We start from the raw sequence: 25,960 nt of genomic DNA, 5'->3' as shown, positions 1-25,960 counted from the left end.
CTGATTGCGCTGCTTGCCTGCGGGGGTCAATTCACGTCAGGGTGACAGCCGTGTTGCCGTTTCCATCCACCCACTTCCGCGCTAGATGAAGACCATGACCGAATATTTCAAACCGATCCCCTATTCCCTCTGGCGCAAGGACAAGGCCGCCTTCGCTGCCGCATTCGGGGAATCCTTTCGTGAAACCGGCTTTGCCGTCGTCTCCGGTCACCCGGTCGACCAGAGCGTCATTGACGAGAACCTGCGCGCCACGAAAGCGTTCTTTGCGCTGCCGGACGCGGTGAAGGCCAGGTATGATGGCCGGGCCGGCGGCGGCCAGCGTGGCTACACCGCTTTCGCCACCGAGAATGCCAAGGGCGCCGACAAGGCCGACCTCAAGGAATTCTGGCACACCGGTCGCCTGCTGCCGCAGGACTCGCCCTATCGCGAGACGATGGCCGACACGCCGCCCGTGGCGGAAGTCGCCGATTTCGACCGCGCCACCCGCGCCCTCTACACCGCCCTCGACGAAATGGGCCGCGACCTGCTGCGCGCCATCGCGCTCCATCTCGGCCTCGACGAGCTGTGGTTCGAGGACCGTGTCGAAATGGGCAATTCCATCCTCCGCCTGCTCCACTACCCGCCGCAGGAAAGCCCGCCGCCCGAAGGCACCGTCCGCGCTGGCGCGCATGAAGACATCAATGTCATCACCCTCCTCCTCGGCGCCGAAGAGGCAGGCCTTGAAGTGAAACACAGCTCCGGCACATGGCTCGGCGTGAACCCGCCACCCGGCGCGCTCGTCATCAATTGCGGCGACATGCTGCAGCGCCTCACCGCCGGCGTCCTGCCCTCGACCACGCACCGCGTCGTCAACCCGTCGCCGGAACGCGCGAAATTCCCGCGCTACTCGACGCCCTTCTTCCTGCACTTCAACCAGGACGTCGTGATCGAGGCCCTGCCCGGATGCGTCGCCGAAGGCGGCACACCCCAGCCACCGATCACCGCGCAGGACTACCTGATGGAACGCCTCCGCGAGATCGGCCTGGTGAAAACTTAGGCACCCCACGATGTATGCTTTCTATGTGCATCGCCGCGCGCCCACCTACCGGCTTGTCATTCACGCCGACGCACCGTTCCCGGCAGAAAGCCCAGCCAGCGACTGGACCCTCACCCGTACGCGAACGCCTGAAGACACAAATCCGGATGTGCGAGCCGCCATTGATGAGACAGGCTATTGCCTGTTCCGCATTGGTTTGAGGTTCGATGAGATCAATCTGCTTTAGGCTCACCCCACGCTACCCCTTGCCTCACGTTCCGATTGCGCCTGAATAGGCGCGACGGCTCGCAGAAGCCGGGCGCAAGGAGGAGGCCGAGGCCATGTTCAACAATACGGAGTGGCTCGTACAGGTCCGCGAGGACGTGATCGACCCGGATCGCGAGATCGTCGATCCCCACCACCACCTCTGGCCCAGGCCCTTCCTCAGCTACGACCTCGAAGAACTCTGGTCCGACACCGAAGACGGCCACAACGTCACCCAGACGATCTTCATGGAATGCGGCTCGTCGTATCGTGACGATGGCCCCGAACGGTTCAGGCCGATCGGCGAAACAGAATTCATCGCTGCCGCTGCCGCCCGCTCCGCCACCGATCCCGGCAAGGCCACCATTGCCGGCTTCATCGGCCATGCCGACCTGCGCCATGCCAATGTCGACGACATCCTCGACGCCCATATCGCCGCCTCCAATGGTCTCTTCCGCGGCATCCGCCATGCCGGCGCCCACGACCCCGACAGCGCCACCTTCGCCATCCCGGGCCGCGCGCCCGCAGGACTCTACCGCGACCTCGACTTCCAGCGCGGCGTTGCCCGTCTCGGCGAACGCGGCTTCACCTACGACACCTGGAACTACCACCACCAGATCCTCGACTTCGCAGACCTTGCCGCCGCCGTTCCCGGCACGACCATGATCCTCGACCATTTCGGCACGCCCCTCGGCGTCGGCCCCTATGAGGGCAAGCGCGACGACAATTTCGCCAAGTGGAAGGACGACATCGCCGCCGTTGCCGAAAACCCGAATGTCTTCGCCAAGATCGGCGGCCTCGCCATGCCCGACAATGGCTTCGGCTGGAACACGCGCGCCCTGCCGCCGACATCCGACGAATTCGTCGAGGCGCAGGCGCCCTATTACCACCACGCCATCGCGTGCTTCGGTCCGGAGCGCTGCATGTTCGAGAGCAATTTTCCCGTCGACCGGCTCTCCATCAGCTACCGCACCCTCTGGAACGGCCTCAAGAAAATCGCGGCGGGCTATTCCGAAAAGGAAAAGACCGCCATGTTCAGCGGCACTGCCCGCAAGGTATACAAACTCTCACCCGCCACGCCGAAAGGGAAATAGCCATGAGCGACCGGATTTCCGTCACCATCGACAAGGGCGTTGCCGACGTCCGCCTCACACGCGCCGACAAGATGAACGCGCTCGACAACGCCATGTTCGAAGCGCTGGTCACGACCGGCGAGGCGGTCTCAAAGGACGAGTCCGTTCGCTGTGTCGTCCTCTCCGGCGAAGGCCGCGCTTTCTGCGCCGGCCTCGACATGGGCAATTTCGGCCAGATGGCAACCGGCGAATCCGGCGTCACCGGTGGACGCGAACCGCTCACCACGCGCACGCACGGCATCGCCAATCGCGCACAGCAGGCGGCCTGGGTCTGGCGTCAGTGTCCCGTGCCCGTGATTGCCGCCGTTCACGGTGTTGCCCTCGGTGGTGGCTTCCAGGTCATGCTGGGCTCCGACATCCGCATCACCCATCCCGACACCAAACTGTCAGTGCTTGAAATCAAGTGGGGCCTCGTGCCCGACATGGGTGGCACTGCCATCATGCGTCACCTCGCCCGCGAAGATATCATTCGTGAGCTGACCTTCACGGGACGCATCTTTTCCGGCACCGAGGCCCATGAGTACGGCTTCGCGACCAAACTGTCGGACAATCCCCACGAAGATGCCATGGCCATGGCCCGTGAAATCGCCACGAAGAGCCCGACCGCGATCCAGGCCTCCAAACGCATCTTCAATGCGGTCGGCACCATGACCGACGCCGAGGCACTGCTGCAGGAATCCGTGGAGCAGGACAAGATCATCGCCAAGGGGAACCAGGTCGAAGCGGTCCTGTCCGTGCTGCAAAAGCGCGAACCGGCCTTTGTCGACCACCGCTAGGCCCGCGCCAGCCAGTCCGCTGCACCGGCGCCCGCTGCCCTGCCCATCGCCAGGCAGGCGGTGATCAGGTAACCGCCCGTCGGCGCATCCCAGGCGACCATTTCACCGGCGCAGAACACGCCGGGCCGCGCGCGCAGCATCAGGGCATCGTCCAGCGCGTCCCACGCCACACCGCCCGTGGTGGAGATCGCCGCGTCCAGCGCTGCCGTTCCCGTAAGGGTCAGCGGCAGGGCCTTGATCAGCGCGGCGAGCGCCTGCGGGTCCGCCGGCAATGCGCCGCCAGCGGCTTCATGCAGCAGTGCCAGCTTCACGCCCGTCAGGCGCGCCGTCTTGCGCAGGTGATTGGCCATCGACTGCTTGCCACGCGGCCGCGCCAGCTTGGCGGCCAGCACGTCGCGGTCCAGATCGGGCAGCAGGTCCAGCGTCAGAACCGCCTGGCCGTTCGCCGCCAGTGCGTCACGCAGCGGTGCCGACAAGGCGTAGATGCCGCCGCTCTCGACGCCTGTTTCGGTAATCACGAATTCCGCGCGGCTTTCGTCCCCCTCCGCTGACAGACGCACCCCCTTGACCGGCGTGCCGGCAAAATCCCGTTTCATCCTGTCTGACCAGTCCAGCGTGAACCCGCAATTCGACGGCCCGAACGCCTGCACGGCCACGCCCGCCTCCCGCAGGGTCGCCGCCCATTCGCCGTCAGACCCCAGCCGCCGCCAGCTCGCGCCGCCCAGTGCCACGACCGTCACGTCTGGTGTCACTGCCAGCGGTCCACCCGGCGCATCGAACACCAGTGCCCCGGCCTCGTCCCAGCCTTGCCAGCGATGGCGCGGATGCAGCACGGCGCCCGCCGCCTGCAACCGCACCAGCCACGCCCTCAGCAGCGGAGAGGCCTTCATCATCTGTGGGAAAATGCGCCCCGTCGAACCGGTATGCGCCGCGATGCCAAGCCCCTGCATCCAGTCCACGATCTCGCCCGGCCCGAACGCCCGCACCATCTTCATCAGCCGCTCATCGGCGCGATAGCCCGCCAGGAACAGGTCCATGTCTTCGGCATGGCTGATGTTCAGCCCGCTCTTGCCGGCCATCAGGAACTTCCGCCCGAAGCTCGGCATCGCGTCATAGATATCGACAGCCACACCCCGCGCCGTCAGCGCCTCGGCAGCCATCAGGCCAGCCGGTCCGGCGCCAATGACGGCAGCGCGCAACTAGATCAGCCCTGCCAAGGGGCTGCTCGGATCGGCATATAGTTTCTTCGGCATGCGCCCGGCGAGATAGGCTTCGCGCCCGGCAATCACGGCATGCTTCATCGCGCTCGCCATCAGGACCGGGTCCCTGGCAGCGGCAATCGCCGTGTTCATCAGCACACCATCACAGCCAAGCTCCATCGCGATCGCCGCGTCAGATGCCGTTCCGACGCCAGCGTCCACGATCACCGGCACGCGCGTCTGCTCAACGATCAGGCGGATGTTCACGGGGTTCATGATGCCAAGCCCGGAACCGATCAGGCTGCCCAGCGGCATGATTGCGCAACAGCCGGCATCTTCCAGCATCTTCGCATAAACCGGGTCATCCGAGCAGTAGACCATCACTTCGAACCCGTCCGCGATCAGCGCCTTTGCGGCGGTCAGCGTCTCCGGCATGTTGGGGTAGAGCGTCTTCTGGTCGGCCAGCACTTCCAGCTTCACCAGGTTCCAGCCGCCAGCCTCGCGGGCCAGGCGCAAGGTCCGCACGGCCTCGTCAGCGGTGTAACAGCCCGCCGTATTGGGCAGGTAGGTGAACTCGTCCGGCTTGACGAAATCGGTCAGTATTTCCTGGCTCGGGTCCGACAGGTTCACCCGGCGCAGGGCCACAGTGACGATCTCTGCCCCCGCCGCGCGCGCCGCATCGGCATTCTGCTGGTAATTGGCATACTTTCCGGTGCCGACAATCAGGCGCGAGTCATAGGATTTTCCGGCGATGATCAACGGGTCTGGCATGGCTTTTGGTGAATCCTGAGCAACTATTGCGACTGGTATTGAGCGGGTACGATCCCAGCGTCAACCTGACATCCTGTCATCCTGGAATTTGTGCGGCCTGCAACCGGGGCGCGGTTCACGGTCACACGAACGCACGGCTTCGGGCCCTCACCCCCCGCCGACAAACTGCACAAACTCCAGTCGGTCACCGTCTTCGAGCACAGTCGACGCGTGTTCCGACTTCGGCACGATCTCCAGGTTCCGCTCCACAGCCACGCCGCGCGGGTCGCGGCCGGTGTGCGCAGCCAGGTCCGCTACCAGCATGGCCAGCGTCGTGCCCGGCTCAACGTCCCGGACTTCGCCATTCAGGGTGATCTTCATGTCCCGCACCTCCGATCATTGCCCCCCTTGCCTTGCCGGGCGTTCCAGAGCAAGACGGGGCGCATGTCAAAACCGATATATGTTCTCGGTGGGCCAAACCTCAACCTGCTCGGTACGCGCGAGCCGGAGATCTATGGTCGCGAAACACTCGAAGATATCCACACCCGCCTGCGCAGCCTGTCCGGCGGCGTGCCGATCGAGGCGCGCCAGACCAATCATGAAGGCGAACTGGTGGACTGGGTACAGGAAGCCTCCCGTGAGGGCTCGGCCATCATCCTCAATGCCGGTGCCTATACGCACACATCTGTGGCCTTGCATGATGCCCTCAGGGCCTGCAAGGTGCCAATCATAGAAGTGCACCTGTCCAACCCGGCGGCGCGCGAGGCTTTCCGCCATGTGAATTATGTTGCGCCTGTCGCAAAAGCTACGATTGCAGGTCTCGGTGCCTACGGTTATGAGCTTGCGCTTCTGGCAGCCAAGTCCCTGACGGGCCAAGGAGATACTTAGCGTCCCATGAGTACTGCAAAGACCAAACTCGATACCGGCCTCGTCCGGGAACTGGCCGCAATCCTGCGGGAGGCCGACCTCGGCGAAGTCGAGATCGAGCATGACGGCCTGCGAATCCGGGTCAGCAAGCCCGCCGCGCCTGTCATGCAAAGCGCCGTCATGGCTGCACCCGCTGCCGCCGCGCCAGCCCCGGCCCCCGCCGGCGCCCCGCCTGCGGCCGCGCCTGCCCCCGCCGGCGCACCGGATGCGGCCATCAAGTCGCCAATGGTCGGGACCGTTTATCTCGCCGCCGAGCCGGGCGCCCAGCCATTCTTCAATATCGGTGACAAGATCAACAAGGGCGACACGCTGATGCTGGTCGAAGCCATGAAGACCTTCAACCCCGTCGAGGCCGACAGGTCCGGCACACTCAAGGCGGTCTACGTCATCGATGCCCAGCCGGTGGAATTCGGTGAAGCGCTGGCCCTGATCGAATAGCATGTCGGAACAACGCACGATCAAAAAGGTCCTGATCGCCAACCGCGGCGAGATCGCCCTGCGGATACACCGCGCCTGCAAGGAAATGGGCCTGATGACGGTCGTGGTCCATTCGACCGCCGACCGTGACGCCATGGCCGTCCGCCTTGCCGACGAAAGTGTCTGCATCGGCCCGCCGCCGTCTTCGGAAAGCTATCTCAAGAAATCGCAGATTCTCGCTGCCGCCGAAATCACCGGCGCCGACGCGATCCACCCCGGCTACGGCTTCCTGTCGGAAAATGCCCAGTTCGCCGAAATGGTCGAAGCCCACGGCCTCGCCTTCATCGGCCCGACCGCCGAACACATCCGCATCATGGGCGACAAGATCGCTGCCAAGGCCGCCATGATCAAGGCCGGCGTGCCCTGCGTTCCCGGCTCCGAAGGCGCGCTCACATCGATCAGCGAAGCCAAGAAAGCCGCCAAGAAGATCGGCTACCCGGTCCTGGTCAAGGCATCCTCCGGTGGCGGCGGACGCGGCATGAAGCTCGCGAAGACCGAGGCCGATCTCGAAAATGCCGTGAAGACGGCCAAGACAGAGGCCAAGGCCGCCTTCGGCGATGACGCGGTCTATCTCGAGAAATACCTCCAGGGCCCGCGCCATATCGAAGTCCAGATCATCGCCGACACGCACGGCAACGTGGCGCACCTCTGGGAGCGCGACTGCTCGCTGCAGCGCCGCAACCAGAAAGTCTTCGAGGAAGCGCCCTCGCCCGCCCTCAACCAGGTCCAGCGCGAGGAAATCGGCGGCATCTGCGCCCGCGCGATGGAAAAGCTCGGCTATCGCGGCGCCGGCACGGTCGAATTCCTCTACGAGGACGGCAAGTTCTACTTCATCGAAATGAACACCCGTCTCCAGGTCGAACACCCGGTCACCGAAATGATCACCGGTATCGACCTCGTGCGCGAACAGATCCGGATCGCCGAAGGCAAGGAACTCTCCTTCCGGCAGGAAGACGTCATGCTGCTCGGCCACGCCATCGAGTGCCGTATCAATGCCGAGCATCCGGAAACCTTCGTGCCGTCGCCCGGCCTGATCACCGATTTCCACGCGCCGGGTGGCCCGGACGTGCGCCTCGACAGCGCGGCCTATGCCGGCTACCGCATCCCGCCCCATTATGACTCGCTGATCGGCAAGCTCATCGTGCACGGACGCACCCGCCGCGAGTGCATCATGCGCCTGCGCCGGGCCCTCGCGGAAATGGTTGTCGGCGGCGTCTACACGACCCTCGACCTCCACCGCCGCCTCGTCGACAATGCGGACGTGCAGGCCGGGGAATACAACATTCACTGGCTCGAAAAATTCCTCGACGAGAACAAGCTGCCAGCCGAATAGGTCACGGGCTTTCTCCACAAACGCCATTGCCTGCCCCATGGACAGGCGCGCCAGCGGGATTCATATTCGTCTGATGTCGTCGCGTTTCGGAACCCAGGACCTGCTCGCCTGCTATCGCCGCGGAGTCTTCCCGATGGCGGACTCGCGCGATGACCCGAACCTGTTCCTGGTCGACCCCGACATGCGCGGCATCCTTCCGCTCGACGCGTTCCATATCCCGCGCCGCCTGAAGCGGACCGTGAAGAAGGATCCGTTCCGTATCACGGTGGATACGGCCTTCACGCGCGTCATGGAGTTCTGCGGCGAAGAGACCGAAGACCGCGACAGCACCTGGATCAATTCCGCGATCCTCAACCTTTACAGTGCGCTGCACCGTGAAGGTCACGCCCATTCCGTTGAATGCTGGGACGGCGACCAGCTTGTCGGCGGGCTCTATGGCGTCTCCGTCGGCGGCGCGTTCTTCGGGGAGAGCATGTTTTCCCGCGCCACGGACGCATCAAAGATCGCGCTGGTCCATCTGGTCGCGCGGTTGATTGCGGGGGGATATGCCTTGCTGGATGCGCAGTTCCACAATCCGCATCTCGAACAATTCGGCTTGATCGAAGTTCCGCGCTTCCAGTTCAAGGCCCTGCTGCGCGACGCGCTGCCGCTCAAGGCGAACTTCTATTCCGGTTCCGGCTCGGTATCCGTCGGCACCACCGGATCGGACAGTTTCACCGGCGCCGAAGCCGTGCAGCGGATCACCCAGATGTCATAGACAGGGTGCTCCAGCGCGCTGAGGCCGGGTGACGAGGCATACATCCAGCCGGAAAACAGTTCCGGATTGTCCTCGTTGACCGTCTCGACCTCTTCAGCCGCCACCGCAGCGTCCATCGTCTCGACCGCCACTGGCTGGGTCGAGTCGATCTTGAGGAATGCCGCGCTTTCGGGCGCTTCCTCGGGTGGGGTCTGGTAACAGGCCTTCAGTTCCACTTTCAGCGATCCGAAAACCACCGGCTCGCCCACCTTGACCTCGATATCCGTCGAACGGCCGGTAATCTTGTCCAGCGCACGCAGCGTTGCCCGGTCCTTCTGCACGAACGTCGCAGCATGCGCGGCGCCAAGCAGGCTGAGGCCGATTGTGCTGGCGATCAGGAAGCGGATCACTGGCTGTCATCTCCTGCAGGATAGGGATCGTCGCTCACCGAACGGGCGTCTGTCGCAGGGGCAGGCGCGCTGGCCGCGCTCGCATCTCCACCACCGCCGCCGCCGGCGAATGATGCAAACAGGGTCAACAGGTCGACACTGCCGCGCGTGTACTGGATCTCGCCGGTGCCATCCTGCGGAATGATGTCATAGCTGCCGCCGGCTTCGAGCGCGATATAGCTGCTTCCCAGAAGGCCGTCGGTCGAGATGCGCGCGTCGGTATCGTCCGGCAGCTCCCATTTCTTGTCCAGCGACAGGGTCAGGACCGCTTCGAATGCGGTTGGGTCCCCATCAATGGATTTCACCACGCCCGCCTTCACGCCCGCGACCCGCACGTCGGAACCGCGCGAAATGCCGGACACATTGTTGAAACGCGCCAGCACGGTGTACTGGTCACCGCTCTGCTGGGCATCGCCGCCGACAGCGAGCGCAAACCACAGGAACACCGCAGCCACGCCGACGACCAGCGCGCCGACCAGGGTTTCAAAGACAGATTCACGCATCAGGGGTCCACGCTTCGTAGTCGTCGTTGGATTTCTGCCGCTTGCCGCCCGACGACAGGCTGCCCTTGGGCGTTGTCGCATAGGGCGTGCCGGTCATGTTCGGCTTGTGGTCAGTTTCCCATTCGCGCCGCTCCAGCGGCATATGGGTCGGCGGCTCGCTGACGGTATGGTGCAGCCAGCCATGCCAGTCGGCCGGAACCTTGGACGGTTCGGCGAGGCCCTTGTACTGCACATAGCGGCGATGACGCCCTTCCAGCGAGGGCTTGCGCTCCTCGAAATACTTGTTGCCGTACTCATCGGTGCCGATATAGCCGCTGCGCCGCTTGATATCGAACGAGGCGCCCACGGTACTACCGCTCCACCAGGTGAAAATCTGCTTCAGCATTGTTTGCCTGTCCTGACCTGACTTGATGGCCGCAATATGGCGCCCCCCGGGCTGTTAATCCAGTGCGGCAGGGCACGCAATGCAGCGAACGCGACAGCCTGTGGCTTTTGCGCTATGGCAAGCCGAATTCCCCGTCAAACAGGCCCATCCGGCCCACCCCCTCCAGAATCTTGTGATCTCGCCGATTTAGTTGCGCAATACCGGTTGAAGCCGCCCGCCTGACCGGTCACGCTTTGCGTGAGTGATTCGCAAGGAAATGCACATGCCTGACGAGACCCGGGACGAAATCCTGATCGCCGCCGAATCAGACGGGCTCCTGTCCCTGCAGGTGCCATTTGGCCGCCTGTCCCGCGCTGCCGGGGCCACGCCGACGCCGATGACCTACGCTGCGCTCGACACCATCGGCGCCGCTGCCTCTGCGGCCAGCCTGCAAAGCGTGTCACAGCTGGCCCTGGCCGAGATGCTCGAACGTCTCGGGCCGGCGCCCCGCAATGCCGAACTCGCCGAGGCCCTCGCCTCCGGCTTCCCGCAGGACCTGCTGGAAGAGGCGCTGCGCCTGCCCGGCGGCATCCTGCGCACCGCTGACGGCCTGCGCGCAGCCGCCGTCGACACGCCGGCACCCGCCCCCGCCGTGTTCACCGCGACCCCATTCGAACCTGCGCTCGAACCGACTCTGCTCGCCGCCCTGCGCGAAGGCGGCGAGGTGTATTTCCTGCAGGACGCGCTGCCCGCGCCGACCTGTCCCGCCCGCGCCGTAGACGTCTCGCAGGCAGCCAGCCCCGACGGCCTGCAGGACGGGTTCCTGGTTTCCGCTGTCGCGGCAGCCGCCCAGGCGATGACCGATGGCGTCATCGTCATCACGGGCCTCGGTGCCGCCGTGATGGCGCTCGGCCATGACTATGCCTCGCCGGAAGGCCTGGCCGCAGGCGCCGCGCTCACCGCACTTGTCAGGTCTGCCGCGACCGGGGCCGCCTTCACGGCCACCAACGCCAGGGCGCTCGGCCTCCAGGCCCGCAAGGCCGGCCCGAAGCATGCCTGTACTGTCGCCATCGTGCCGGTGTCAGACCCTGCCGTGATCCTGCCGGATTGCGAGAGCGACGGTGCCGCACCCGTGCGGACCGTGCTGGCCTTCGGGGACGATGCGCCAAGCCTCGCCCGCTCCGCCCGTCTCGGCCTCGCCATCCGCGCCCCCGCAGCCCTGCCGGGCATCCTCGAGGCGATCACCCATTCCGGCGCCCAGGATCTCGACCTCGCCCTCGGCACCACCCGCCTGCGCGACCGCGGCTTCAGCGAAGCGGCGCTTGAACGCGTCAGCCGCGCCATCGGCGAGGGCCTGCCCCTCAATGCCGCCTTCTCGCGCTGGGTGCTGGGTGACGAGATCATTTCGCACGACCTCAAGCTGACTCCTGAAAACTTTGACGCTGACGGCCGCGGCGTCCTGTCCGCCATGGGCTTTTCCCGCGCAGACATCGCCAGCGCCGAAGCAGCGATTGACGGTGCCGGCGAAACCATCGCCGCCCAGTCGATGCAGCAGTGCGGCTTCACCATGCACCCCAGCCCGGACGACGAAGTCCGGTTTGCTGCCGCCTGCAGCAAGGTACTTGGCGGCAACGTGGTCGTTTCGGTCGGTGCCCGCGCCGGGCTCGGCATGGTTGAGGCGATCATCGGGAACGGCCTGTCGGCCCACCTCGCCGGGCACCGCGCCCCGGCTGGCGAAGACGTTCGCGAGCGCATGGAGCACATCATCTCGCTGGCCGAGGAACTCGCCGACGACGCCGCCGTCCCGGCCGCCTCGCCCGAATTCACCGAAGCCCATCCCGCGGCCCGCACCCGCCTGCCGGACCGGCGCAAGGGCTACATCCAGAAAGCCACCGTCGGCGGCCACAAGGTCTACCTGCACACCGGCGAGTTCGATGACGGCCATCTCGGCGAAATCTTCCTCGACATGCACAAGGAAGGCGCCGCTTTCCGCAGCCTGATGAACAATTTCGCCATCGCGACATCGATCGGCCTGCAATACGGCGTGCCGCTGGAAGAGTTCGTCGATGCCTTCGTGTTCACCCGGTTCGAACCGGCCGGCCAGGTCACCGGCAATGACCGCATCACCCGGGCCACCTCCATCCTCGACTACATCTTCCGGGAACTCGCCGTGTCCTATCTTGGCCGCGACGATCTCGCCGAAGTCGACGTCACCCATGACGGGCTCGGCCGCGGGGCGGGCGACGCAACACGCGAACCGGCGCCCTTCACCGAAGAGGCCGCCCAGATCATCTCGCGCGGATACGCCCGCGGCCACCTGCCCGACAATATCGTCGTCCTCGACAAGCGCCGCGCCGAGAAACAGGCCGAATCGGACGCCGACGAGGAGTCCGCGGAACTCGACGCCCCGGATTACCTGAGCGACGCCTGCGCGAATTGCGGCAGCTTCACGCTGTTCGCCATCAGCGAGGATGGCGACACGGAATGTGACACCTGCGGCGAAGAAGGACGAATTTCGAAGTAAGGGGCGCACATTCGGGCGCGCGCGATGGCGCTTTCCCCAGGGGAAGCCACAGCATGGCAGTTCTGCAACACCTGTGACGCATCTGCAGTTGTTACCGTTTGTTCAGTATAGCTGCCCATAACAACGCGATAATTCTGGGGAATGAGTTTGCTGTCTCTTCGCGCCTTCTGGGCAGCCGCACTGGCGGCGATATGCGTCGCCGGTACGGCCGCCGCGCAGGGCAAGCCCGTGGCCTGGCAGCCCGGCTATGTCGGAACCTGTGACAAGTGCAACCTGGCCGGCCGCAACATGTCCGGCTGGACGCTGACCGGCGCCAACTATCCCGATGCCAACCTCGAATTCGCCTTCATGCGTGGCATCCAGGCCGCCGGCGCCAATTTCGAGGGGGCGAACGCATCCGGTGTTGACCTGCGCACCGCCATCCTCACCTCGGCCCGCTTCTCCGGCGCCACCCTGTCCGGCGCCCGCCTGATGGGCATTCATGCCACGGGCGCAGAGTTTCGCGACACGATGATGCGCGGCGCAAACCTGCAGGGCGCACTGGTTGTCGGCGCGAACTTCTCGCGGGCAGACCTGGGCGAGACCCGGATGGAAGAGGCTGACCTCTCGGGTGCAAACCTCACCGGTGCCAAGTTCGACAAGGCCACCATGACGTCGGCCGTTCTCAACGGCGCCAACATGACCGGCGTGATCATGACCGGGGCGGGAGTCTCGGGTGCCTCGTTCCGGGATGTGCGGTTCCTGGCAGCCGACCTGTCCGGCATGACCGGCTACGACTCAGCCGATTTCGCAGGTGCCTGCGCCTCGATCGACACGCTCATGCCGGCTGGCCTGCTGCTGCCGCTATGCAGCGATCCCGGCGCACTCAAGACCGTCGCCGCCAACTAGGCTTCTCCAGCCAGGCGCGTTCGGCCTCAGGCTTTCACCTGAGGCGCGAGACGGATGTTCAGTTCCTTCAGCTGCCTGTCGTCCACAGGGCTCGGTGCCCCCATCAGCAGGTCGCGCGCCTGCTGGTTCATCGGGAACAGGATCACGTCGCGCAGGTTCTCGACCTCGGCCAGCAGCATCACGATCCGGTCGACGCCCGGTGCAATCCCGCCGTGCGGCGGTGCGCCATAGCGGAACGCGTTCAGCATGCCGCCGAACTTCTCTTCCACCACGTCCGGGCCATAGCCGGCCAGTTCGAACGCCTTCAGCATCAGCTCGGGCCGATGGTTCCGGATCGCGCCGGATGACAGCTCGATGCCGTTGCACACGATGTCATACTGATAGGCCTTGATATCCAGCTGCTTCTCGACCGTATCGGCCGCCAGCAGCTTCTCCATCCCGCCCTGTGGCATCGAGAACGGGTTGTGGCTGAAGTCGACCTTCTTGTTGTCTTCGTCCCACTCGTACATCGGGAAATCCACGATCCAGCAGAAGCGGAAGATGCCGGGCTCGATCAGGCCAAGCTCCTCGCCGATCCGCGTGCGGGCCGCGCCAGCCAGCTTCACCGCAGCTGTCTGGTCGCCTGCCGAGAAGAACAGCGCGTCGCCGGCCTTCACGCCCGCCTTGTCGGCCAGCGCCGCAAGGGCTTCCGGCGCAAAGAACTTCGCGATCGGGCCGGTGCCCGTCAGCTTGCCGTCCTCGTCCACGAAACGGATATAGCCGAGGCCGGGGGCCTGCATCTCTTTCTTGGCCCACGCATCCATCTTGTCGAAGAAGCTGCGTGGCTGGTCCGCCGTTGCCGGCGCCGGGATCGCGCGCACGATGCCGCCACCGTCGACGATCTTCCTGAACACGCCCAGGGTCACGTCCTCGCGCGTCGCAATGTCCGACACGTCGCAGATGATGATCGGGTTGCGCAGGTCCGGCTTGTCCGACCCGTATTTCAGCATCGCCTCGGCGAACGGGATATGCACGAACGGCTCGTCCGGCACGGTGCGGCCCTTGCCGTCCCAGTCCGCGAACTCCTCGAACACACCGCGCAGCACGGGTTCGATCGCGTTGAACACGTCTTCCTGCGTGACAAAGCTCATTTCCACATCCAGCTGGTAGAACTCGCCCGGCGAGCGATCCGCGCGGGCATCCTCGTCGCGGAAGCAGGGCGCAATCTGGAAATAGCGGTCAAAGCCCGACACCATCAGCAATTGCTTGAACTGCTGCGGCGCCTGCGGCAGCGCATAGAATTCGCCCGGATGGATCCGGCTCGGCACCAGGAAGTCGCGCGCGCCTTCAGGGCTGGAAGCCGTCAGGATCGGCGTCTGGTATTCGGTGAACCCCTCGGCCACCATGCGGTTGCGCAGGCTGGTGATCACCTTCGAGCGCAGGATCATGTTCTTGTGCAGGGTCTCCCGGCGCAGGTCCAGGTAGCGGTGCTTCAGGCGGATGTCTTCCGGATAGTCCGGTTCCCCGAACACCGGCAACGGCAGTTCGGCAGCCTCCGACAGCACGTCCACAGCCCCGGCCACGACTTCAATCTCGCCGGTATCAAGGTTTTCGTTCACGAGGCCGGCGTCTCGGGCCACAACCTGGCCCTCGAGGCAGATAACGCTCTCGGTGCGCAGCCGTTCGACCGTCTCGAACCCGGGAGCGCCCGGATTGAACACGATCTGCGTCAGGCCGTAATGGTCGCGAAGGTCAATGAACATGACGCCGCCATGGTCGCGGCGGCGGTGCAGCCAGCCCGACAGTTTTACGGTTTCGCCCACCTGGGACTTGCGAAGTTCACCGCATGTGTGGGTGCGATAGGCATGCATCGGATTGTTTCTCCGGAAAGACAGTCATTGGAAAACAGGGGCGCAGGGGCATTTAAGCCCTTTCACTTGTCAAGGGCCTGCGATACGCAAACCAACGATGACTGACAACACCTTGACTCCCATTACTGAGCAGTCGGCGCTCGAAGACCTTTGCGGCCAGCTCGCCGAATCGGACTTCATCTGCGTCGACACCGAATTCCATCGGGAAACGACCTACTGGCCGGAGCTCTGCCTTGTGCAGGCCTCAGCGCCCGGCGTCGAAGGCCTGATCGACCCATTGGCCGAGGATCTGGACATCGGGCCCTTCCTCGACCTGATCGCCATGGACAACCGGGTGAAGGTGTTCCACGCCGCCCGCCAGGACATCGAAATCTTCAATCGCCTGATCGGCCACCCGCCGGGGCCCGTCTTCGACACCCAGATCGCCGCAATGGCGCTCGGCTTTGGTGATTCGATCTCCTACGACAACCTCGTCCAGCGCGTCGTGCGCCGGCAGATCGACAAGTCCAGCCAGTTCACCGACTGGATGCGCCGCCCACTCAGCCAGAAACAGCTTGTCTACGCCCTCGGTGACGTCACGCACCTGCGCGACATCTACCAGATCATGCGCGAAGAACTCGAAAAGTCCGGCCGCATGGGTTGGGTTCGCGAGGAAATGGCCGATCTCGAAGACCCGGCAAAATACGACACGGACCCGATGAAGGCCTGGCACCGCCTGAAACTGCGCAAGCCCAAGAAGGACTATGCCGCCGTGGTCGTGGCTGTCGCCGCCTGGCGCGAACGCCTCGCCCAGGAACTCGACAAGCCGCGCCGCCGCATCCTGAAAGACGACGCCATCCAGGAAATCGCTGCCCAGAAGCCCCGCACCGAGGGCGATTACGGCCAGCTCCGCGCCGTGCCCAGCGGCTTCATCCGGTCCAGGCACGGCCAGGGCCTGATGGAAGCTGTCACCGAAGCCATCCAGAATCCGGACGCCTACGCGCCTGAACTGGAGCCGCGCGTGCAGAACGCCCAGATCCCGGCCGGTGCGCCCGAATTGCTCAAGGTCCTGCTCAAGCATGTCAGCGACGAAAACAATGTCGTGCCCCGCCTGATCGCCAATGCCGCCGATATCGACCGCATCGCACGCGGCGAGACGGGCGAAGAGATCGCGGCGATGACTGGCTGGCGCTATGACATGTTCGGCAAGAAGGCCCAGGCCCTGCTCAGTGGACAACTCGCCGTTTCGTTCGAAGGTGGTGAGATTCGCCTGTTCGACGTCTGAGGCGCCCTGACCCGCAATCACCTGCCCCACCCGGCCTTCGCGCGGGCGTAAATCAGCCCGGCTGGAACCGGTCGTCGCACCCCGGCTTGCCTGAACACCGCTGATCCGAACCGGCTGTCAGTCTGTCAGGAAGACCGCGGCGTTTCCCCGGAACTTTTTGCCTCGCGTGTCGGGTCACCGGGGTTATCTTCCCGGACGAAATCCCCCAGAATAGTCTCCGGACTGTTCTGGGTGGGACGTCAAACGGGGGAAAACAGACCATGACCGACGAATTCCAAGCATGCGAAGGCGGCTGCACATGCGGCCATGTCCGCTACAAAGTGGTGTCAAAACCGATGATCGTGCACTGCTGTCATTGCCGCTGGTGCCAGCGGCAGACCGGATCGGCCTTTGCCGTGAACGCACTGATCGAAGCCGACAGGGTGCAACTCGTCCAGGGCGAGGTCGAAGAACTCACGGTCGGGTCACCGAGCGGCAAGGGCCAGATCATCGCGCGTTGTCCCAGGTGCCGCATCGCGGTCTGGAGCAATTACCACATGTCTGGCTTGAGAGAGCGCATTCGCTTCATCCGCGTCGGCACGCTGGACAATCCTGACCTGATGCCGCCGGATGTGCATATCTTCACGACCGCCAAACAGCCGTGGGTCCAGATCCCCGAGAGCGACCGGCGTGTCGATATCTACTATGACTATGAGGAAACCTGGTCACCGGACAGCCTGGACCGGCGGGCCGCCCTGTTCGACGCGGCCGGCATCGCAATGCGCTGAGCCCGCAGGCCCGGCGCAGGCCGCAGCCGCACTAGTCCGCGACAACCTTCGGCGTCAGGCGCAACTGGTTCGCGGTCTGCGACAGGCGCCGGATCACGGTGTCCGACACCATCGGCGCGTCCACCTTCAGCACCCGCAGTTCGAGATTCTCTCCGCTGCGCACCAGCGCTGCCCGTTTCAGGATCGGCCCGGAGCGTCCGGAGAACACCGCGCCCAGCCGCATCGCGCTGCCAATCTGGCGGGCGCGGTCCGTCTGCTCGTCACTGGTCAGGCTCAGATAGGCCGTCGGCCGCTTGAAGTCCTTCTCGTACCGGCAACCGACCGCAAAGGCGATCATCGCCCGCTCGGCATGCGAGACGCCCGCATACGGCGCCCGCAAGGCCTGCTCATAGGCCAGCAGCGCCCGGTGGTCCGGATGAAAGCGCCCGGCGCTGTCGGCCATCATGCAGGCGGCCTTCTCGATCCGGGCATCGGCTGCCGGAGACCCGAACAGGTCCGGCTCGGGCGCGAAGGCCGGCGCGATGAATTCGTGCAGCGCCTGCCCGAACGCGATCTGGTTATGGTCCAGCCGCCCGAACGCGATCACGCCGTCCAGCAGCGGATCGGTCAGCGCCGTGCCCGTCAGGTCCCGCAGGACGCCTTCGCGCAGGCCGCCGGAGGAAATCGTCACGCCTTCCAGCTGGCCGAAATTGAGAATCTCTTCCAGGATAATGGCGGCGATCGGCAGGTATTTGGCCCGCCGCCGGTCAACCTTTTCCAGCATCGCGCGGGCCGAGGAATTGCTCAGGCTGTCGACGCACAGTTTCGCGGCGCGCGCCACCTGGCCCTCGGTCATCTGGAACCCCTGCAGCACGTGCAGGGGATAGGCCTCGATCTGCATGTTCAGCCGCGCCAGCGAGCGCCAGGCACCGCCCACGGCAAAGAACCGGCCCTGCGCGCCCGGCAGCACTTTCGATCCCTTGAACGCCGCCTTCACCCGCTTGCGGATTTCACGCGGGTCCTGCGCGTGCTCGGCCAGCGACAGCGGCCCCAGCATCAGGCTCTCGCCCATCGCCTTGCCGGTCCCGATCCGCTGGAACTCGAGGCTTGAACCGCCAAGGTCGCCCATGATGCCCTTCGGCTCGTGGAACCCGGCCTCGACCCCCAGGGCCGACAGGCGCGCCTCGTCCCGGCCCGACAGCACGCGCACCGGGCGGCCAAGCACACGGTTGGCGCGCTTGATGAAGTCCGGCCCGTCGCTTGCTTCGCGCACCGCCGCGGTGGCAACGGCCGTATAGTTGCGCAGGTTCAGGGCCTTCAGGATGGCACGGTAGCGTCCGAGGGCGCCCAGCGCCGATTCCCGCCCGGTTGGCGACAGCGCGCCGGTCTTCATCAGGCCCTCGCCCAGCCCCGCCATGACCTTCTCGTTGAACGTCGGCAGCGTTGACGCGCCAAGGACATCATAGATCACCAGACGCACGGAGTTCGACCCGATGTCGATAATGGCGACGCGTTCGGACTTCGGATACATCATGCGGGCTTCTGCCCCCTGTGCGACAAGCGTGGCGGCAGGCTGACTTCCAGCGCGCTGCCGCGGCCGGACAGGCTCGGATTGTCCATGAAATACTGGTGCGCCTCGAACGCGCCCGGTCGCCGCTCGGGCATCAGCCTGCGGAACGCACCATCGGGTTCCATCATCCAGCTCTGGGTCTCGTCATTCAGGTTGGCCACCATGATCTGGTTCAGCACCTGGCGGTGGACCGTCGCATTCTCGATCGGCACCAGCGCCTCCACCCGGCGCGTCAGGTTGCGCGGCATCCAGTCGGCCGACGAGATGAACACCTTGGCCTTGGGTGACGGCAGCGCCTCGCCATTGGCAAAGCAGACGATCCGCGCATGCTCCAGGAAGCGCCCGACTATGCTCTTGACCGTGATCGTCTCCGACATGCCGGGAACCCCCGGTCGCAGGCAACAGATGCCACGCACCACCAGCGTGATCGGCACGCCCGCCTGGCTCGCCTTGTAAAGCGCGTCGATGATATCACCGTCGACCAGCGAATTCATCTTCGCCCAGATGCCGCTCGGATGGCCCTTCTTCGCCGCAGCCGCCTCGGCCGCAATCATGGCGAGCAGGTCCTGCTTCAGGTTCAGCGGCGACATCGAGATCTTCTCGAGCACCGGCCCGGTGGCAGGTGGCTCACGATAGGCGGTCACGAAATTGAACAGGCGGTTGGCATCCCGGCCAAGCGCCGCATCCGCCGTGAACAGCGACAGGTCGGTATAGATGCGTGCATTGATCGGATGGTAGTTCCCGGTGCCGAAATGCGTATACGAACGAAGGTCCGCGCCCTCGCGGCGCACCACCAGTGATACTTTCGCGTGCGTCTTGTACTCGATGAACCCGTAGACCACCTGCACGCCGGCCCGCTCCAGATCGCGCGCCAGCCGCAGGTTCGCCTCCTCGTCGAAGCGCGCCTTGATCTCGACCAGCGCCGTCACGTTCTTGCCGGACTCTGCCGCCTCGATCAGCGCCGCCACGACCGGCGAGTTCAGCGTCGTGCGGTACAGCGTCTGCTTGATCGCCACGACCTGCGGGTCCGCCGCCGCCTGGCGAATGAACTGCACCACGACATCAAAGCTTTCGAACGGGTGGTGGACGAGAATGTCCTTCGCCCGGATCGCCGCGAAGCAGTCACCGCCCATTTCCCGGATGCGTTCGGGATAGCGCGGCTCATAGGGCGGGAATTGCAGGTCCTGGCGGTCGTCGACAATCAGCTCCGACAGCTGTGCCATGCCGAGGATGCCGTCATACAGGACCGTATCGGCCTGCTCGGCGCCAATCTCGTGGGTGATGAACTCGCGCAGCTTCTGCGGCGCAGACGACTGCATCCTGAGGCGCACGATCCGGCCGCGACGACGCTGCTTCAGCATCACCTCGAATTCGCGGATCAGGTCTTCGGCTTCTTCCTCGATCTCGATATCGCTGTCACGCACCACGCGGAACAGGCAGCGGTGCTTTTCCTCGAAGCCGGGAAACAGGTCGTCGAGGAACAGGCCGATGACATCTTCCAGCGCAATGAAACGCATGCTGCCCTTGGCGCTTTTCGGAAGGCGAATGAAACGGCGCACGAATGCCGGCAGCGGCACGATGCCGACATGCCCTTCGCCGCCCGCCTTCGACTCCAGGTCGACTGCAATCGAAAAGCCGAGATTCGGGATGAAGGGAAACGGGTGCGCCGGGTCCACCGCCAGCGGCGTCAGCATCGGGAAGATATTGTTGCGAAAATAGATCTCGAGATCACCGAGTTCTTTCTTGGTCAGCGAGTCCGCCGACAGGACATGGATGTTCTCCGCCGCCATTTCCTGCTTCAGGATGCGCCACTGTTCCTGCTGGTCAGCGATCAGGCGCAGCGACGCGATCTCGATCTGCTCGACCTGTTCGGAAGGCTTCAGTCCGTCCTGGCTCGGCTTGACGATACCGGCCCGCACCTGCTCGCGCAGGCCCGCATACCGCACCATTTCGAACTCATCGAGATTGCTCGCCGAGATCGACAGGAACCGCAGCCGCTCCAGCAGCGGGTGCGCCGTATTGGCCGCCTCTTCCAGCACACGCCGGTTGAATTCCAGCCATGACAGTTCCCGGTTCAGGAACCGCTCAGGAGATGCCATCAGCGCCCGGTTGGTGCGTGTCGCTCCGTCTGCCATCGTTTCCCGTCAGCCTCTCACTCGTCAGGGCGGCGGCATCTGCCACCGGCCCGAGCCGTCCATCTCATCCAGCACCACTTTTGCCAGCGGCACGGTCGGCGGCCGGCCAAATTCGGTCACGCCGTCGCTCAGCCGTTCGATGAACAGTTCAATGGCCTCATAGGAGAGATCAAGCCGCGGAACCAGATATTTGACGACATCCTCTTCGAGTTTGAGAAAATGTCGCGCCGCCGCCGCCTCCAGCCGGCCGCACAGCATGGCCTCGTCAGGCGGGTCGATTTCGGCGACGGGCATCGAGTTCAGCCGTGATTTCAGGTCCGCCGAGGCCGCCTGCCATTGTGGCGGGGCAATATTGGCCGTCAGCAGCAGGCGGCCCGATCCGGCCGTCACAAGGTTGATCAGTGTCAGCAGCCGGTCGCCGGCCGGCACCCGGTCTGCCCCGTCAATCGCCGTGAAGCCCGCTGCACGGGCGTCGACATCGCGGGCCTTGGCCGACGCGAAGCGCGCCGCTTCCAGCACGTCGCCACCGAACTTGCGGGCCCAGGCGTGCGCGATGGTCGACAGGCCGGATTTCGGGGCGCCGACAAGGCACAGCACCGGCGTCGGCCAGTTCTCGGGCCGCTGCACGATCCGCAGGGCGCTTTCATTCGAGGGAGAGACCACCAGGTCTGCAAAGCCAAGGCTTGCAGCCGGGAAACCGAAACGCAGCTGGCTGGACACGCCGGTTGTTTCGGGGATCTGCTTCGTCACTGCACCCCCGAGGAGGACACAGCCGACGTCAGCACCATGCCGTCGGCATCCGGCACCAGCGATACACCGCGCTGCAACAGGTCGTTCTGCAGCCGCGGCGCGTCACCGGCATAGGCAAAGGTCACCAGGGCCCCGTCGCGGGCAATCGCGGTGATCTTGAAATCCGACACCAGCGGCGACCGCGCCAGTGCTGTGCGCAGCGTGTTCCACTCGGCCAGCGACGTATAGCGGACGCTGGCATTCGTCGTAGTGTGCGGGCCGTCGGTGCGGATGATCGAGCGCTGCTTCCAGTTTTCGTCCATGTAGGCGACCGCCGCCGCCGCCGCATCGCTGAGCGTCGGCGCAGCATAGGTCGTGCCGACCAGTTCCGTGCCAGCGGTGGTCACGGTCGACAGCTGGACCCGGTAGGCCCCGTCGCGTCCGCTGAGTTCGGCCAGCACGCCGCGCCGGGCGTTCACGGTGGCCGCTTCGGGCGCCACGGCGCTCCAGTCGCTGAACTGCGAATAGCCGGGATCGGACGCCGTGATGTAGGGCGACAGGGCGTTCATGTTGCTGGCGCCAAGCGCCGCGCGCCAGGCTTCCTGCAGCTGGTAGTTCGTCGCCAGCGGCACCATCAGGCCGAGCGGCCCCTGTGTATCGACATAGGGAATGCCGAGGCTGTCGAGATGCGCGCGCACCATCAGCGGGTTCAGCACAACCGACAGCACGCCGCGATAACGGCCCGCGCCGGCCGTTTCTTCCTGCACGTCAACGGCCGCCGACAGGCGCGAGGCGAGATCGTAGTCGATCGGCACGCCGCCAACCGAGGCCCGGTCTTCCGCCAGCGTGATCTTGTTGATCAGTGCCGTGGCGGCCTTGACCCGCGCGGCCCCCATCGCCCGATCACGCGCCTCGATCACGCTCGCCGCCTGTTCGTCCACCGAAATATCGCGGATCGTGTATACTTCCCGCGTATCGGCGGCAGCCGGAAGGACGGCCGCAAAAACAAGGATTAGCGAGGCGAAAAGCAAACGAATCATGGTCAACGACCTCCAGATCAGGACTTCTTGTAGCAAGCCGATGCCGGGGCTGGAACCGCAAGCAGCACTGGATCAGGCGATTTCCCCATGCTAACGCGCGAGACATCATGACAGAAACGCCGAAATCCTCCCTTTCTTACCGTGACGCCGGTGTCGATATTGAGGCAGGCGAGCGGCTTGTCGGTGCCATCGGCCCGATGGCCAAGGCCACCGCCCGCGCCGGCGTAATGGGCGGCCTCGGCGGCTTTGGCGCCTTGTTTGATTTGAAGAAAGCCGGATATGACGACCCCATCCTCGTCTCCGGTACGGATGGTGTCGGCACCAAGCTGATGCTCGCCTTCGAGGCGGAAATCCACAACACGGTCGGCATCGACCTCGTTGCCATGTGCGCCAATGACGTTCTGGCCCAGGGTGCCGAGCCCCTCTTTTTTCTCGACTATTTCGCCACCGGCAAGCTCGAAGGCGGCATCGCCGAAGCCGTCATCTCCGGCATTGCCGAGGGCTGTCGCCAGTCCGGCTGCGCCCTTGTCGGCGGTGAGACCGCTGAAATGCCCGGCATGTACCCGCCCGGCCATTACGATCTCGCCGGCTTCGTCGTCGGCGCCGTGGACCGCGACAAGGTCCTGCCCCGCATGGACGACATGGTGGCCGGCGACGTGCTGATCGGCATCGCGTCCTCCGGCCCGCACTCCAACGGCTATTCCCTGATCCGCCGCATCGTCGAGCGCGAAGGCCTGAATTACGCCTCGCCCTCGCCCTTCAGCGACCATGCAACGCTCGGCGAAGCCCTGCTGACGCCGACGCGCCTCTACGCCGCCATCGCACTGCCGCTGATCCGCTCCGGCCTTGTCAAAGGCCTCGCCCACATCACCGGCGGCGGCCTCACCGAGAACACGCCGCGCATGGTGCCGGGCCACCTCAAGCCGGTCATCGACCGCACGGCCTGGACGCCGCTCCCGGTCTTCCAGTGGCTGCAACAGGCCGGCAACGTCACCGAAGACGAGATGCACCGCACCTTCAACATGGGGATTGGCCTCGTCTTCGCCGTCGCCGCCAGCGATGCCGACGCCGCCATGGCCCAGTTCGAAGAGGCGGGTGAAACGCCCGTCCTCGTCGGCCATCTCGCCGCGAAATGAAGCGCCTGAACCTCGCAATCCTGATTTCCGGCCGCGGCTCGAACATGGCCGCGCTGCTCAAGGCCGCCGCCGCACCGGACTATCCGGCCAGGCCCGTCCTCGTCCTGTCCAACCGCCCCGATGCCCTCGGTCTCGAAACCGCGCTCGCGGCCGGCGTGCAGGCCGTCGCCGTCGACCACAAGCCCTTCGGCAAGGACCGCGAAGCCTTCGAGCGCGCCATGGACACCGCCCTCGTGGGCGCCGGCACGCAGATTATCGCCCTGGCCGGTTTCATGCGCGTGCTGACGCCCTGGTTCGTGGAAAAATGGCAGGGCCGGATGATCAACATCCACCCTTCGCTGCTGCCCAAATACAAGGGCCTCGACACCCACCAGCGTGCCCTCGACGCGGGCGAGACGGAAGTCGGCGCAACCGTCCACTGGGTCAGCCCCGGCGTCGATGACGGCGAGATCATCCAGCAGGCCAGCCTGCCCATCCTGCCCGGCGACACTGCCGACACGCTCGCCGCCCGCCTCCTGCCGCTGGAGCATGCACTCTATCCCGAAGCGCTGGCCAGGGCGTGCACCCGCATCGCGCAAGCCGACTGACCTGCGCACACCGGGTGCAGGCAGGGGTTCCGTCCCGGCGCGAAAATTGTCAAACACGCCAGCGACGACCGATCACTGAAAAGGCCCCCACATGCTTGACGAGATTTCCCCCCTGATTGAACGCCTCGGCCTGTCGGACTCATGGACCCTGGGCCTGACATCTGCGGCCGCCGTACTCGTCATGCTGGCGCTGGCCAGCCTGTCCTATCTCGTCATGCGCGTCGTGGTCGTCGCCGGGCTCGCACGGGTCATTACACGGTCAAAATCCCGCACCGACGACCTGCTCGTCCGGATGAAAGTCTTCTCCCACCTGTCCCACGTCGCGCCGGCCGCGGTGATCAGCCTGATGGGACCGGCCGTGTTCGTGGAGTTTCCGGCCGTCGCCGATGCCATCGAGACGCTGAGCCTTGTCTACCTCACGCTGATGATCGTGCTGTTTCTCGACGCCTTGATGAGCGCCGGCCTGGTCATCTACCGGACCAAGCCGATCTCGCGCACATTCCCGATCACCAGCTTCGTCCAGGTTGGCAAACTGCTGCTCTACATGTTCGGCGCGGTGGCCACCCTGTCCCTCCTGCTCGGCGAATCTCCGCTGACCTTCCTGGCCGGCATGGGCGCCATGACCGCCGTGCTGATGCTGGTATTCAAGGACCCGATCCTCGGTTTCGTCGCTGGCATCCAGCTGTCGGTCAACAAGATGGTCTCGGTGGGCGACTGGATCGAGATGCCGCAATACTCGGTCGATGGCGATGTCATGGAGATCGGCCTGACCACGGTGAAGATCCGCAATTTCGACAAGACGATCACCACCATCCCCACCCAGGCGCTGATCAATGACAGCTTCAAGAACTGGCGCGGCATGCAGGAAACCGGCGGGCGCCGCATCAAGCGGGCCATCCACATCGATCTCGGCTCGGTCAAGTTTTGCGACGACGACATGCTGACCCGCTTCTCGCAGGTCCAGTACATCGCCGACTATATCGCCGCCAAGACAGCCGAACTGGCAAAGTACAATGCCGATGCCGGCGTCGATACGTCCCTGCGCGTCAATGGCCGCCACCTGACGAATATCGGCACGTTTCGGGCCTATGTCGAAGCCTACCTGCGCGCCCACCCGAAGATCAGCGACACGCTCACCTTCCTGGTCCGCCAGCTGGAGCCGACCGAGCACGGCCTGCCGATCGAGATCTACGTCTTCACCACCACGACCAACTGGATCGAATACGAAGCCATCCAGGCCGACATTTTCGACCATCTTCTGGCGGTCGCCCACGAGTTCGACCTGCGCGTGTTCCAGAACCCGACGGGCGGCGACTTCGCGAGACTCGCCGGCTGAAGCCGGGAAACATCTTGTTGAAAAGCCCGCGATACCGTATGCCATGCCGTATCGAGCCGGAGATTTTATGTCCCGATAATGTTGGCCCGCATGGTGCGGCCAAAAGCAAGTTGCAGAAGATCAGCCTCTCCGTGCCCGGCACGTTGAGCCCTTCGACTTGATCCGAAAATTCCCGACAATACGCGTCCGGCACTGGCCGGACCGCAAGACATGAAAGGGGTCTCTGACA

26 protein-coding genes are annotated in these 25,960 nt (G+C 64.9%); 15 read left to right on the top strand and 11 right to left on the bottom strand.

The window, feature by feature from the left end; all coding sequences use genetic code 11:
- Positions 1 to 94 precede the first annotated feature (94 nt).
- From HJO_RS01875 to HJO_RS01860, 4 genes are all read left to right on the top strand, one after another.
- The gene (locus HJO_RS01875; RefSeq protein WP_035614231.1) at positions 95 to 1,036 is read left to right on the top strand and encodes an isopenicillin N synthase family dioxygenase; all 942 of its coding nucleotides are present in this window, start codon (positions 95 to 97) and stop codon (positions 1,034 to 1,036) included.
- 10 nt (positions 1,037 to 1,046) lie between these two features.
- On the top strand, positions 1,047 to 1,262 hold the full coding sequence (locus HJO_RS01870; RefSeq protein WP_035612986.1) for a hypothetical protein: 216 nt from the start codon (positions 1,047 to 1,049) through the stop codon (positions 1,260 to 1,262).
- Positions 1,263 to 1,356: 94 nt separating this feature from the next.
- Entirely contained in the window at positions 1,357 to 2,373 is a 1,017-nt protein-coding gene (locus HJO_RS01865; protein ID WP_035612985.1) for an amidohydrolase family protein, read from the top strand.
- A gap of 2 nt (positions 2,374 to 2,375) precedes the next feature.
- Positions 2,376 to 3,188 (top strand): crotonase/enoyl-CoA hydratase family protein, encoded by an 813-nt coding sequence (locus HJO_RS01860; RefSeq protein WP_035612983.1) that lies wholly within the window; start codon positions 2,376 to 2,378, stop codon positions 3,186 to 3,188.
- On the opposite strand, the gene HJO_RS01855 is transcribed toward HJO_RS01860, so the two are convergent.
- The 3 genes from HJO_RS01855 to thiS all read right to left on the bottom strand — a co-directional run bounded on the left by HJO_RS01855 (position 3,185) and on the right by thiS (position 5,518).
- On the bottom strand, positions 3,185 to 4,387 hold the full coding sequence (locus HJO_RS01855; protein ID WP_035612982.1) for a TIGR03862 family flavoprotein: 1,203 nt from the start codon (positions 4,385 to 4,387) through the stop codon (positions 3,185 to 3,187). The genes HJO_RS01860 and HJO_RS01855 overlap by 4 nt on opposite strands.
- Positions 4,388 to 5,158, bottom strand: a complete 771-nt coding sequence (locus tag HJO_RS01850; protein ID WP_035612981.1) for a thiazole synthase — start codon at positions 5,156 to 5,158, stop codon at positions 4,388 to 4,390. It lies immediately after the preceding gene.
- Positions 5,159 to 5,305: 147 nt separating this feature from the next.
- The gene (gene thiS, locus HJO_RS01845; RefSeq protein ID WP_035612979.1) at positions 5,306 to 5,518 is read right to left on the bottom strand and encodes a sulfur carrier protein ThiS; all 213 of its coding nucleotides are present in this window, start codon (positions 5,516 to 5,518) and stop codon (positions 5,306 to 5,308) included.
- A 63-nt stretch (positions 5,519 to 5,581) separates the two neighbouring features.
- Here thiS and aroQ point away from each other — a divergent pair, with 63 nt between their 5' ends.
- The 4 genes from aroQ to aat all read left to right on the top strand — a co-directional run bounded on the left by aroQ (position 5,582) and on the right by aat (position 8,631).
- Entirely contained in the window at positions 5,582 to 6,025 is a 444-nt protein-coding gene (gene aroQ / locus HJO_RS01840; RefSeq protein ID WP_035612975.1) for a type II 3-dehydroquinate dehydratase, read from the top strand.
- A 6-nt stretch (positions 6,026 to 6,031) separates the two neighbouring features.
- A complete protein-coding gene (gene accB / locus HJO_RS01835; protein ID WP_035612973.1) occupies positions 6,032 to 6,502 on the top strand; it encodes an acetyl-CoA carboxylase biotin carboxyl carrier protein in 471 nt (156 codons plus the stop codon).
- A 1-nt stretch (position 6,503) separates the two neighbouring features.
- The gene (gene accC, locus HJO_RS01830; RefSeq protein ID WP_035612971.1) at positions 6,504 to 7,874 is read left to right on the top strand and encodes an acetyl-CoA carboxylase biotin carboxylase subunit; all 1,371 of its coding nucleotides are present in this window, start codon (positions 6,504 to 6,506) and stop codon (positions 7,872 to 7,874) included.
- Positions 7,875 to 7,947: 73 nt separating this feature from the next.
- Positions 7,948 to 8,631, top strand: coding sequence for a leucyl/phenylalanyl-tRNA--protein transferase (gene aat / locus HJO_RS01825; RefSeq protein WP_035614229.1), 684 nt, complete (start codon positions 7,948 to 7,950; stop codon positions 8,629 to 8,631).
- On the opposite strand, the gene HJO_RS01820 is transcribed toward aat, so the two are convergent.
- From HJO_RS01820 to HJO_RS01810, 3 genes are read right to left on the bottom strand one after another with little or no spacing between them, the layout of a single operon-like run.
- Entirely contained in the window at positions 8,538 to 9,020 is a 483-nt protein-coding gene (locus HJO_RS01820; protein ID WP_051617978.1) for a DUF2155 domain-containing protein, read from the bottom strand. The genes aat and HJO_RS01820 overlap by 94 nt on opposite strands.
- Positions 9,017 to 9,562: an outer membrane lipid asymmetry maintenance protein MlaD gene (gene mlaD / locus HJO_RS01815; protein ID WP_035612969.1), complete on the bottom strand. Its 546-nt coding sequence runs from the start codon at positions 9,560 to 9,562 to the stop codon at positions 9,017 to 9,019. Before mlaD ends, HJO_RS01820 begins: the two co-directional genes overlap by 4 nt.
- Positions 9,555 to 9,947, bottom strand: a complete 393-nt coding sequence (locus HJO_RS01810; RefSeq protein ID WP_035612967.1) for an NADH:ubiquinone oxidoreductase subunit NDUFA12 — start codon at positions 9,945 to 9,947, stop codon at positions 9,555 to 9,557. Before HJO_RS01810 ends, mlaD begins: the two co-directional genes overlap by 8 nt.
- A 262-nt stretch (positions 9,948 to 10,209) precedes the next feature.
- Here HJO_RS01810 and HJO_RS18625 point away from each other — a divergent pair, with 262 nt between their 5' ends.
- Both HJO_RS18625 and HJO_RS17460 read left to right on the top strand, forming a co-directional pair.
- Complete coding sequence (locus HJO_RS18625; protein ID WP_051617976.1) at positions 10,210 to 12,450, top strand: TSCPD domain-containing protein; 2,241 nt, start codon at positions 10,210 to 10,212, stop codon at positions 12,448 to 12,450.
- Between the two features lie 141 nt (positions 12,451 to 12,591).
- On the top strand, positions 12,592 to 13,338 hold the full coding sequence (locus tag HJO_RS17460; protein WP_051617975.1) for a pentapeptide repeat-containing protein: 747 nt from the start codon (positions 12,592 to 12,594) through the stop codon (positions 13,336 to 13,338).
- A gap of 26 nt (positions 13,339 to 13,364) precedes the next feature.
- On the opposite strand, the gene aspS is transcribed toward HJO_RS17460, so the two are convergent.
- On the bottom strand, positions 13,365 to 15,188 hold the full coding sequence (gene aspS, locus HJO_RS01795; protein ID WP_035612965.1) for an aspartate--tRNA ligase: 1,824 nt from the start codon (positions 15,186 to 15,188) through the stop codon (positions 13,365 to 13,367).
- Between the two features lie 97 nt (positions 15,189 to 15,285).
- On the opposite strand from aspS, the gene rnd reads away from it, so the two are divergent.
- Entirely contained in the window at positions 15,286 to 16,452 is a 1,167-nt protein-coding gene (gene rnd / locus HJO_RS01790) for a ribonuclease D (RefSeq protein WP_035612963.1), read from the top strand.
- A gap of 260 nt (positions 16,453 to 16,712) precedes the next feature.
- Positions 16,713 to 17,219: a GFA family protein gene (locus HJO_RS01785; RefSeq protein WP_035612961.1), complete on the top strand. Its 507-nt coding sequence runs from the start codon at positions 16,713 to 16,715 to the stop codon at positions 17,217 to 17,219.
- A gap of 31 nt (positions 17,220 to 17,250) precedes the next feature.
- Here HJO_RS01785 and HJO_RS01780 read toward each other — a convergent pair whose 3' ends face one another.
- From HJO_RS01780 to HJO_RS01765, 4 genes are read right to left on the bottom strand one after another with little or no spacing between them, the layout of a single operon-like run.
- The gene (locus HJO_RS01780) at positions 17,251 to 18,732 is read right to left on the bottom strand and encodes a Ppx/GppA family phosphatase (protein ID WP_035612959.1); all 1,482 of its coding nucleotides are present in this window, start codon (positions 18,730 to 18,732) and stop codon (positions 17,251 to 17,253) included.
- On the bottom strand, positions 18,729 to 20,903 hold the full coding sequence (locus HJO_RS01775; protein WP_084141314.1) for an RNA degradosome polyphosphate kinase: 2,175 nt from the start codon (positions 20,901 to 20,903) through the stop codon (positions 18,729 to 18,731). The genes HJO_RS01780 and HJO_RS01775 overlap by 4 nt, the downstream gene beginning before the upstream one ends.
- 24 nt (positions 20,904 to 20,927) lie before the next feature.
- Positions 20,928 to 21,653: a P-loop NTPase family protein gene (locus HJO_RS01770; protein WP_035612957.1), complete on the bottom strand. Its 726-nt coding sequence runs from the start codon at positions 21,651 to 21,653 to the stop codon at positions 20,928 to 20,930.
- Positions 21,650 to 22,672, bottom strand: coding sequence for a hypothetical protein (locus tag HJO_RS01765; protein ID WP_035612955.1), 1,023 nt, complete (start codon positions 22,670 to 22,672; stop codon positions 21,650 to 21,652). Before HJO_RS01765 ends, HJO_RS01770 begins: the two co-directional genes overlap by 4 nt.
- 107 nt (positions 22,673 to 22,779) lie before the next feature.
- Between HJO_RS01765 and purM the strand changes: the two genes are divergently transcribed.
- From purM to HJO_RS01750, 3 genes are all read left to right on the top strand, one after another.
- Positions 22,780 to 23,808 (top strand): phosphoribosylformylglycinamidine cyclo-ligase, encoded by a 1,029-nt coding sequence (gene purM / locus HJO_RS01760; RefSeq protein WP_035612953.1) that lies wholly within the window; start codon positions 22,780 to 22,782, stop codon positions 23,806 to 23,808.
- Positions 23,805 to 24,395 carry a phosphoribosylglycinamide formyltransferase gene (gene purN / locus HJO_RS01755; RefSeq protein WP_035612951.1) on the top strand — a complete coding sequence of 197 codons (591 nt, stop codon included), beginning with the start codon at positions 23,805 to 23,807 and terminating at the stop codon, positions 24,393 to 24,395. Before purM ends, purN begins: the two co-directional genes overlap by 4 nt.
- Before the next feature lie 91 nt (positions 24,396 to 24,486).
- Positions 24,487 to 25,731: a mechanosensitive ion channel family protein gene (locus tag HJO_RS01750; RefSeq protein WP_035612950.1), complete on the top strand. Its 1,245-nt coding sequence runs from the start codon at positions 24,487 to 24,489 to the stop codon at positions 25,729 to 25,731.
- Positions 25,732 to 25,960: the final 229 nt, after the last annotated feature.

Source organism: Hyphomonas johnsonii MHS-2, assembly GCF_000685275.1.
Classification (GTDB): domain Bacteria; phylum Pseudomonadota; class Alphaproteobacteria; order Caulobacterales; family Hyphomonadaceae; genus Hyphomonas; species Hyphomonas johnsonii.
The sequence above is the reverse complement of the archived record's forward strand: the minus strand, read 5'-3'. Positions and strand labels throughout refer to the sequence as shown.